Raw genomic sequence first — 8,512 nt, 5'->3', positions numbered from 1 at the left:
TGAGACATCGTGTGCGCTGTCGGCGGCAGACGCGATGTTCGTGTGCTTGGTCCGAGCGCAAGGAGAAGTCGATCCGACGCAGTTTTCGCAGGCCGCGCTTGGCGACCTGCTGAGTGATCGAAATGTGCACCTCATGGAGAGCCTGGACGCACTCTTTCACTATGGATCGGCTGTTGATGCGGCGGCCGGGCTGGGCATACACGTACAGACGATGCGCCAGCGACTGCGCCGCATAAACGACATTACGAGTCGGGACATCTTCAATGCCTGGGATCGGTCGGTGCTTGGCGCAGCTTGTCTTGCGCGCCCGTCGCGGCGAGCCGAGACACTCAGTCGGTGACATACCACACTGTCAGCGCGGTCAACCACGATGGACGCTCGTATTCCCCGCGTGGTTGAGTGCTTGTGCTGGGCGACATGCCCTCCGAACATCACTCCGGTGGATCGCGGGTGTCGCCGGAACCCGAACCGGCGACACCCGTGCGACACATGCCCGGACGCGATACCGCAGACGGGTGGGTGCGCGCTGCATCCCGTGTTCGCGTAGCGACTTCCCGAGATTGCGTGTGACGGATCACCGGTCAGTGTCATCGCATCGGTGGGGTTCGAGACAGCCGGGAATCGAGAGACAAGGAACTCATCATGGCCAAACCCATCCCCGAGTGGCTCGCGAATTTCGAGGCGGGGCGGCAGGCGGCTGATCCGATTGGACGATTTGCTTCAGCCGGATTTGTGACGTTCACGCCCCGGCGAGCGACTTAGTGACGTCGCTGATAATGCGCCCCACGCATGGACGATGCGTGGTGGTCAGGTAGATAAGGAGAATTGCAATGTCGAATGTCACACCGAACACGGTGAAGGGTGCGGCGCCGGTGGCACCGGATGCGGGGAAGACGACCATCGAGGATGGTGTCGTTGCGAAGATCACGGGCATCGCGGCTCGCGAGGTCCCTGGCGTTTATGCGCTGGGCGGCGGTGCGGCCCGGGCTATCGGCGCGATCCGTGATGCGTTGAACAGCACGGATCTGGCGCAGGGTGTCAGCGTTGAGGTGGGGGAGAGACAGGTCGCGGTCGACGTGACGATCGTGGCCGAGTACCCGATCTCCCTGCAGAAGGTCGCCGACGATGTGCGTGCGGCGGTGTACAGGGCGATCGAGGACTTGGTCGGCATGGAGGTCGCCGAGGTCAACATCACCGTCAACGATGTTCACATTCCGTCCGACGATGACAGCGACGAGGACGATCAGGGAGTGCGAGTCCAGTGACCAGGACAGTCGTCGGGATGGGCGTCGGTGCGGTCCTCGCGCTGACCTGGATCGCCTTCGGGTTCTGGGCATTCGTTCTGGTGCTGGTCGCGTTGGCGATCGGCGGAGGCGTCGGTCGGATAGTGGACGGCAAGCTGGACGTCCACGCGGTGGCGGACGCGTTCCGGGGGAAGCGTTCCTCGTCATGACCACCGAACTGGCCGCAGCACAGCCCCCCCATGCCGGACGCACCACCATCCGTCCCCAGGCTATCCGACGTCTCGTCGAAGCCGTTGCCGCCGACGCCGCCGGGGTTCCGGCTGGCCGGGTGAACGCGGCCCTCAGCGACGAACACGGACGCTTGATCGTGCGAGTGACCTCTCCGGTCGAACTCACGGCGAGGACGACCTCGCCCCGCACTCTGCTGGATCGTGCGGGTGAGCTCGCGACGGTCGTGGCTGCGGGACTCGATGACCTGGCCGGCCGGTCCGTCAGGCGCGTGGATGTACGGATAACCGGTGTGAATCGGTCGAATGAAAGGAGGGTGCTATGAGCACGGAACGGACGGTGTACCGCCGAGTGCTGCGCCGCGAAACGCATTCGTCTCGGGCCGGAGCTGCGATCACCGTCGCCGTCTGTCTGATCATCCTCCTGGCCGCCGCGGGGGCAGGTTGCGTGTTCCTGATCATGCACCTGCCGACCATTGCCGCGCTGCAGGGCGCATTCCAGGAACTGTCCAGGTTCCGGCCGGCGGTCCGTTATCCCGTTCTGAGCGGGGGAATCGTCGTCGCCGTTCTCGGTGTGATCGTGCTCGTGCTTGGGCTGATGCCGGGCAGGAAGGCGCGCCGACGGTTGGCGTCGGAGCGGGCGGCGGTCGTCGTCGACGACAGCGTGATCGCGAATGCCATCGCCGACCGGGTGAGCTCGGCCGTGGGAGCGGATAGGAGACACGTGAGGGTGACCGTCGGTCGCCGCCGCGCGGCCGTGCGGATCGTGCCGACCAGCGGTGTGCCGGTCAGCACCCGAGCAGTTGCTGAGGCGTCGACCGCAGAAGCCGCCGAATACGGACTGTCACGTCGGCCGCGCGTTCACGTCGCCGAGAGCGGAACGGTGAGCTGATGAACAGCACCAATCGCCCCCTGAACCGGCTGTTTCTGATAGTCATCGGTGTTCTGCTGTGGACCGTCGGGTCGGCGGCGATCGCGGTGACGACCGTCCCGCGCTGGGATCAGATATGGCGGTCGACCACCCCGTCGATCGAGGACACGGTCACGCGGCTGTGGCGGGTCGGGCTGACGTTCGCTGGCGTGCCCAACGTGCCATGGGCACTGCTGGCGATACCCGTGGCGGCGTTGATTCTCATCGTGCTTCTGCTGGTGTTCAGCTTCGCCCAGGGGCGTGGACGCACCTCGCGGGTCGTCGAGGCAATGGCGCTGCCGGACATCGAGCCGACGGGCACCATCACCGTCGACACATCCCTTGCCGCGGACGTCATCCAGCATGCGGTCGGGAGCCAACGGGACATCGCGGCAGTGAGCGTCAGTGCCTACCGGGTGAGAGGCAAGCCCGCGTTGAAAGTGAGAGTGACCCCGCGACGCGGTGCGTCACCGATGCGAGTGCTCGCCGCTGTGGAGAGCGCCGCCGCTGAGTGGGATGAGGTCCTCGGCGTCCGGGTGCCCGTCTTCGTGCACGTCGCCGGCGGGCTGCGAGCATCGGTGTCGAAGACAGTCCGTACGGTCTAGCCCGCACTCGCGCAAACGGATCCAAGAGAGAAAGAGAGGTTAAGGAGTGAGCAAGAGCATCGTGGTCCTCGGGATCGCCGTGGTCGCCGCATACGTCGCCGGCAGTCAATCGGCGAAGTCCCGCGGGAAGAACTACGAGGATCTGCGCCACCAGATCGAACGGCTGTGGTCTGACCCGCATGCTCGACAGGCACGCCGGGAACTCGCGAGGAAGGCGAGCAAGGCCATGAAGTCGGCGAGGCGCACGGTTCGCCGAAAGCTGTCCTGAACCCACCCGGGAGCCACCGGCCGGTGGCAGTTTCAGGAACGACCAACACAAGAAAACAGAAAGGAGCTCATCGTGAGCGCAGAGGACAAGATCAAGAACGGGGCCGAGAAACTCATCGGCCAAGCCAAGGCAGCCGCCGGGCACATCGCGAACAACGACCGACTCGTGGCCGAAGGCAAGGTCGACCAGGCCAAGGCGGATGTCAAAGGCACCGTCGAAGACGTCAAGGACACCTTCAAGAAATAGCACCTCCGCCGCCGGGTGCCCCTCTCTCTCGGGTTGGGGCACCCGGCCTCAGAGTGCAGCATGAAGATTAGAAAGGAAAAACACAGTGAGTTTCTTCGGATTCCTCATCCTGGGGCTGATCGCCGGCGCAATCGCGAGGCTGATCATTCCCGGCAAACAGGCGGGCGGGTGGGTCATCACCCTCATTCTCGGAGTCGTTGGCGCGATGCTCGGTGGCTGGATCGGAGGTCTCCTGTTCACCGTGAACCTGACCTCGTTCTTCTCCCTCTCCACCTGGCTGCTCGCCATCGGTGGATCTGTCATCGTTCTCCTGATCTACGGGCTCATCTTCGGTCGGCGCGCCAGAAATTGACCGACGCTCGGTCGGTAGCGAATGGTTCGGACTGGAGAAGACACAATGGGGACACGACCGCTTCGGGCACACAATGCCTGCGCCGGCCGCGATCCTCAACGCAGAGGACGTCCCACACAGAGGGGTTGCACGCATGGCCGGCAGTGATGACAGCGAGCTCCTGCAGAACATCGATGACCGGATCATTGTCGGTCGGGCAGCCGATGGCGATCCCGTCGCGTTCGAAGTTCTCGTCCGACGATACGGGCCCCTAATGCGGGCATACGCGGCTCGAATCCTGAACGGCAGCGAAGACGCGGACGATGTCGTCCAGGAGACTTTCATCACGGCCTGGCAACGGCTACCAGAGTTGGAAGACCTCGAGGCGGTCAAGGGGTGGCTGATGCGGATCGTCAGCCACAAGGCGATCGACCGAGTGCGTTCCAGAAAACCACAGGTCGATATTGCCGAGCATGAGCGGCCTGCCCCGCAATCACGCGCACCCGAACGCGTTGTCGAGGCACGATCCCAGATGGAGGCCCTCTCGGATGCGATTGGCAAACTTCCTGAGCAGCAGCGCCAATGCTGGGTCCTGCGTGAGGTTTCCGGTTACAGTTACGACGAGATCGCGGCGGAACTGGGCATCTCGAACTCAAGCGTCCGCGGTCTTCTCTTTCGCGCACGAAAGTACCTGATCGTGGAGATGGAGGCATGGCGATGACCCATGACAACGATCTGCCGCCTGACCTGCAGCGCCTCGGACTGGACCTCGACGAGCTCGATGGCCACACCATCGATGAGCTCAGCGACTACCTCGACTCCGACCGCGTCCCAGCGGACCCGTCCATCGACAACTCGCCCGGTTGCCAGCTCGCCCTGCAAGCCATGGAACGGCTCAGGACGCTCTCCCGCTCCCTCATCGATGCCGACGTCGCCGCCGCACCCGTACTCGGCGAGGGATGGGTCGAACGAATCCTGGACAGCATCGCCTTCGACGCGCGAGCCGGGCGGCGCATCCCGATCGAGCACCCCTCTGCCACAGCGGACCTTGGTATCACCGAAGGTGCGGTACGCGGCCTCATCAGAGCGGCAGAAGCCGACGTCGGGGGTGTCGTCGTCGGGCGGTGCAGGCTGGCAGGGGACGTCGCAATCCCTGGTGCACCGGTCACCGTCTCGGTCGATGCCAGCGTGCTCTGGGGACAACCGATCCCGGAAAATGTGCGCCTGTTGCGGAACGCGATTGCCAAGCGCTTGAGCGCCCACACCCAACTCAACGTTGTCGCCATCGACGTGACGATCCACGACATCCATCACCTCCCCTTCACGCCGGAAGAGAACCGATCATGACACCGACCATGCCTGACAATCTGGCGCGCACCCTGGACGACCTGGTCCGTGGAGTCCCCGGTGTGAAGAGGCTCTATCGCTCCGCCTCCCTCGTGGCCGACATTGCGTCGGTCCTCCGTCCCGCCGCCGCGGACGAGCTCCTCGTGCTCATCGATGGAAAAGACGAAACCCTGACGATCGCCGTCACCATTGCCGCTGAAACCTCGGCCACCGTCACGTGCCGCACGGTCCACGACACGATCGCTGACTGTCTGCTCGGACTCGGGTATCAGGATTCAGTCGTGAGAGTGACAGTCGGCCAGGTGCTCGAATAGAGAGGGGACACCAGCTGCGGCAGGCTAGCCCGTGCGACTTCCCGCGCAACCGTCGCCGGGTCGCGGACGCGGCGACGCAGACGCAGGGATCGTCCATCCGCAGGATGCCCGTCGATCGAAACCACGGCAGATTGCCAGCCCAGCTTTGCAAGTGTAAACTTCTAATATGGAGGATGTGAGCGAGGCACAGGCGACCGCCGCCGCGGTACACGTTGCCGTCAGTCTGTTCACCCGCCGTGCCCGCGAGAGCAAGTCGTCGGAGCTGAGCCTTCCCGAGCGGACCGTGCTGTCGCGTCTGGACCGCAACGGCCCCGACACCACGGCCGACCTCGCACGATGGGAGGAGATCAGCCCCCAGTCGATGGGGGTCACAGTCGCCGCTCTCGAATCGAGGGGGCTCCTCGAACGGGCGCCGGACCCGACGGACGGACGCCGCTCGATCCTGACCATCACCGCGGAAGGCGCGGCCGTCGTTCACGCCAGCCGCGGCGAGCTGACGAACCGGCTCGCCACCGCGCTCGATGCCCACTTCACCCGGGACGAGATGGAGCTGATGCGCACGGCGGCACCGCTCATCGAACGCTTGGCCGGGCTGCTCTGAACCGATTCTGAACCGATCCGACACACCCGTGACCGCCAACCGCGGCCGCGAGATTCCGCGCGCTCGTGCGCCTTACCGGAGATTCTCCATGTCCGCATCCGCCTCACCCGCCTCCCCAACCGGCGGCAAACCCTTCTCGTGGCGCTTCACCACCCCGCTGTTCATCGGTTCGGCGCTGAATCCGATCAACAGCGCGGTGATCGCGACGGCGCTGGTGCCGATCGCGGCGGGAGTGCACGTCCCCGTCGGACAGACGGCAATCCTGGTCTCGGCGTTGTACGTGGCCACGGCCATCGCCCAGCCGACGGCCGGAAAGGCCGCGGAGGTGTTCGGACCCAGGCGGGTCTTCCTGACGGGCATCCTCCTCGTCCTGGCGGGCGGGCTCGTCGGCGGCTTCGCGCCGGACCTGACGATGCTGCTCATCAGCCGCGTGCTGATCGGTCTGGGCACCTCCTGCGCCTATCCGACCGCGATGCTCCTGATCCGCCGTCGTGCCCAGTCGGCCGGGTTCGAGCGGCCTCCCGGCGGGGTGCTCGGCGGCCTCCAGATCGCCGGCGTCGCGACCGCCTCGCTGGGGCTGCCGATCGGCGGTCTGCTGGTGCAGTTCTTCGGATGGCGCGCGGTCTTCTTCATCAATGTCCCGGTCGCGATCGTCGCCCTGATCGCGGCCCTGCTCTGGATTCCGCGGGACGAGCCGGCGGCCGGGCATCGCGGCGTGCGCTCGGTGATGTCGTCGCTGGATGTGACGGGGATCGTCGGCTTCGCCCTCGCGATGATCTCGCTGCTGCTCTTCCTCTCGTCTCTGCCCGATGCGACCTGGGCCTTCCTGGCCGCCACGATCGTGCTGTGGGCCGCGCTGATCGTGTGGGAGCGGCGCGCGAAGACGCCCTTCTTCGACGTGCGCCTCCTTGCGAGCAATCGAGCCCTCACCCGGACCTACATCCGCTTCGCGATCGTGATGCTCTGCAGCTATGTCGTGCTCTACGGCATCACCCAGTGGCTCGAGGCGACGAGGGGCCTCTCCGAGCTGGGCGCCGGGCTGCTGCTGCTTCCGATGACGCTCGTCTCGGGCATCGTCGTGATTCCGGTGTCGCGCCGCAACCTCATCCGCAGGCCGCTGCTGCTTGCCGCGGTCTCCTGCATCGCGGCCGGGGTCGCCGTCCTGTTCCTGCACACGGAGGCCTGGCTGGTGCTCACCCTGGTCATCACCATCGTGCTCGGCATCGCTCAGGGAGCGGGGGTGAGCAGCAACACGACCGCCCTGTACACCCAGGCCCCCGGCGAGCAGGTCGGGACGGCATCCGGCCTGCTGCGGTCGTTCGGCTACATCGGCTCCATTGCATCCTCGGCCATCATCGGCATCGTCTTCCGCGATCGTGTCACCGATGCCGGCGTGGGCGTCATCGGGTGGCTCATGCTCGGTGTCAGCGTGGTGCTGTTGGCGATCACCGTCTTCGACCGACGGCTGCGGCGCTCGGCGAACGCCTGAGTGCGGGTGGTCCCGGCAACGTCCGGCTCGATGAGCCGCGATCAGCCGACGAGGAGCACGAGTTTCCCGCGCACGCGTCCCGATTCGCCGACGCGGTGCGCCTCCGCGATGTCGGACAACGGGAAGGTCTGCCCGACCGGAAGCGAGAACCTCCCGGACTCGATGAGGTCGCCGACCTGAGCGAGGGCGTAGATCGCCCGCCCAGAGTCGCCCCTGCTGAAACGCACGCCGTGCTCCCGCGCTCCGAGGAAGTCGGCGATCGTGATGACGTTCTCCGCGCCGCCCGCGAGGTCGATGAGCTCGGGCAGGACGCCGCTGCCTGCGACATCAAGCGCCAGATCGAGACCATCCGGAGCGACAGCACGGACTCGCTCTGCCATGCCATCGCCGTAGGCGACGGGGACGGCGCCGAGCTCGCGCAGGCGGTCGTGAGTGACCGAGCTGCCGGTGCCGATCACCCGTGCGCCGCGAGCGACCGCGAGTTGGACGGCTGCGCTGCCCACGCTGCCGGATGCCCCGTTGATGAGGACGGTGTTCCCCTCGGAGACGCCAAGCTGGTCGAGGGCACGCGCGGCCGTCTCGACCGCCGACGGCAGTGCCGCCGCGCCGGCAAAGTCGAGTGAAGACGGGATCGGTGCCCAGGCGGACAGCACCGCCAGTTCCGCCTGCGCCGCGCCATCACCGCCGACTCCGAACACGCGGTCGCCCACCGCGACGCCCACGGTTCCCTCGCCGAGCTCGTCGACGATGCCGGCTGCCTCGTAACCCAGGGTCTGCGGGAGGTCGCCATCCATCAGTCCCTGGCGCTTCTTCCAGTCGCTGGCATTGACGCCGGCGGCGCGCACCGCGATCCGGATCTCGCCCCGCCCGGGATGCGGGTCGGGAAGGTCGACGATCTCGAGGACCTCCGGCCCGCCGAATCGGCTGAAC

15 protein-coding genes are annotated in these 8,512 nt (G+C 66.1%); 14 read left to right on the top strand and 1 reads right to left on the bottom strand.

What is annotated here, in order from left to right; genetic code table 11:
- The 14 genes from VGC18_RS14460 to VGC18_RS14395 all read left to right on the top strand — a co-directional run.
- A partial coding sequence (locus VGC18_RS14460) for a helix-turn-helix domain-containing protein (protein WP_331098622.1) occupies nt 1-340 on the top strand: 340 nt, incomplete at its 5' end.
- A 490-nt stretch (nt 341-830) separates the two neighbouring features.
- Nucleotides 831-1,265: an Asp23/Gls24 family envelope stress response protein gene (locus VGC18_RS14455; protein WP_331098620.1), complete on the top strand. Its 435-nt coding sequence runs from the start codon at nt 831-833 to the stop codon at nt 1,263-1,265.
- Nucleotides 1,262-1,453 carry a DUF2273 domain-containing protein gene (locus tag VGC18_RS14450; protein WP_331098618.1) on the top strand — a complete coding sequence of 64 codons (192 nt, stop codon included), beginning with the start codon at nt 1,262-1,264 and terminating at the stop codon, nt 1,451-1,453. The genes VGC18_RS14455 and VGC18_RS14450 overlap by 4 nt, the downstream gene beginning before the upstream one ends.
- Nucleotides 1,450-1,797, top strand: coding sequence for a hypothetical protein (locus VGC18_RS14445; RefSeq protein WP_331098616.1), 348 nt, complete (start codon nt 1,450-1,452; stop codon nt 1,795-1,797). The genes VGC18_RS14450 and VGC18_RS14445 overlap by 4 nt, the downstream gene beginning before the upstream one ends.
- Nucleotides 1,794-2,363, top strand: a complete 570-nt coding sequence (locus VGC18_RS14440; RefSeq protein ID WP_331098614.1) for a hypothetical protein — start codon at nt 1,794-1,796, stop codon at nt 2,361-2,363. Before VGC18_RS14445 ends, VGC18_RS14440 begins: the two co-directional genes overlap by 4 nt.
- Nucleotides 2,363-2,986 (top strand): hypothetical protein, encoded by a 624-nt coding sequence (locus VGC18_RS14435; protein WP_331098613.1) that lies wholly within the window; start codon nt 2,363-2,365, stop codon nt 2,984-2,986. Before VGC18_RS14440 ends, VGC18_RS14435 begins: the two co-directional genes overlap by 1 nt.
- A 46-nt stretch (nt 2,987-3,032) precedes the next feature.
- Nucleotides 3,033-3,254, top strand: a complete 222-nt coding sequence (locus VGC18_RS14430; protein WP_331098611.1) for a hypothetical protein — start codon at nt 3,033-3,035, stop codon at nt 3,252-3,254.
- A gap of 72 nt (nt 3,255-3,326) precedes the next feature.
- The gene (locus VGC18_RS14425) at nt 3,327-3,500 is read left to right on the top strand and encodes a CsbD family protein (protein ID WP_331098609.1); all 174 of its coding nucleotides are present in this window, start codon (nt 3,327-3,329) and stop codon (nt 3,498-3,500) included.
- An 85-nt stretch (nt 3,501-3,585) separates the two neighbouring features.
- Complete coding sequence (locus tag VGC18_RS14420) at nt 3,586-3,852, top strand: GlsB/YeaQ/YmgE family stress response membrane protein (protein ID WP_331098607.1); 267 nt, start codon at nt 3,586-3,588, stop codon at nt 3,850-3,852.
- A 133-nt stretch (nt 3,853-3,985) separates the two neighbouring features.
- Entirely contained in the window at nt 3,986-4,552 is a 567-nt protein-coding gene (locus tag VGC18_RS14415; protein ID WP_331098605.1) for a sigma-70 family RNA polymerase sigma factor, read from the top strand.
- Nucleotides 4,549-5,178, top strand: a complete 630-nt coding sequence (locus tag VGC18_RS14410; RefSeq protein ID WP_331098603.1) for a hypothetical protein — start codon at nt 4,549-4,551, stop codon at nt 5,176-5,178. Before VGC18_RS14415 ends, VGC18_RS14410 begins: the two co-directional genes overlap by 4 nt.
- Before the next feature lie 8 nt (nt 5,179-5,186).
- On the top strand, nt 5,187-5,492 hold the full coding sequence (locus VGC18_RS14405; protein ID WP_331098601.1) for a hypothetical protein: 306 nt from the start codon (nt 5,187-5,189) through the stop codon (nt 5,490-5,492).
- Between the two features lie 175 nt (nt 5,493-5,667).
- Nucleotides 5,668-6,093, top strand: coding sequence for a MarR family winged helix-turn-helix transcriptional regulator (locus VGC18_RS14400; RefSeq protein ID WP_331098599.1), 426 nt, complete (start codon nt 5,668-5,670; stop codon nt 6,091-6,093).
- Between the two features lie 88 nt (nt 6,094-6,181).
- A complete protein-coding gene (locus VGC18_RS14395; protein WP_331098597.1) occupies nt 6,182-7,582 on the top strand; it encodes an MFS transporter in 1,401 nt (466 codons plus the stop codon).
- 41 nt (nt 7,583-7,623) lie between these two features.
- On the opposite strand, the gene VGC18_RS14390 is transcribed toward VGC18_RS14395, so the two are convergent.
- Nucleotides 7,624-8,512, bottom strand: an 889-nt coding sequence (locus tag VGC18_RS14390) for an NADP-dependent oxidoreductase (protein ID WP_331098595.1), incomplete at its 5' end; no start/stop codon positions are given.

This window comes from Lacisediminihabitans sp. (genome assembly GCF_036404185.1).
GTDB lineage: Bacteria > Actinomycetota > Actinomycetes > Actinomycetales > Microbacteriaceae > Lacisediminihabitans.
This window is presented reverse-complemented; position numbering and strand designations above follow the sequence as displayed.

Excerpts from the sequence above, each read along its gene's own strand:
- VGC18_RS14455 (WP_331098620.1), top strand. The coding sequence starts at position 831 with ATGTCGAATGTCACACCGAACACGGTGAAGGGTGCGGCGCCGGTGGCA.
- VGC18_RS14445 (WP_331098616.1), top strand. The coding sequence starts at position 1,450 with ATGACCACCGAACTGGCCGCAGCACAGCCCCCCCATGCCGGACGCACC.
- VGC18_RS14440 (WP_331098614.1), top strand. The coding sequence starts at position 1,794 with ATGAGCACGGAACGGACGGTGTACCGCCGAGTGCTGCGCCGCGAAACG.
- VGC18_RS14435 (WP_331098613.1), top strand. The coding sequence starts at position 2,363 with ATGAACAGCACCAATCGCCCCCTGAACCGGCTGTTTCTGATAGTCATC.
- VGC18_RS14415 (WP_331098605.1), top strand. The coding sequence starts at position 3,986 with ATGGCCGGCAGTGATGACAGCGAGCTCCTGCAGAACATCGATGACCGG.
- VGC18_RS14410 (WP_331098603.1), top strand. The coding sequence starts at position 4,549 with ATGACCCATGACAACGATCTGCCGCCTGACCTGCAGCGCCTCGGACTG.
- VGC18_RS14405 (WP_331098601.1), top strand. The coding sequence starts at position 5,187 with ATGCCTGACAATCTGGCGCGCACCCTGGACGACCTGGTCCGTGGAGTC.
- VGC18_RS14395 (WP_331098597.1), top strand. The coding sequence starts at position 6,182 with ATGTCCGCATCCGCCTCACCCGCCTCCCCAACCGGCGGCAAACCCTTC.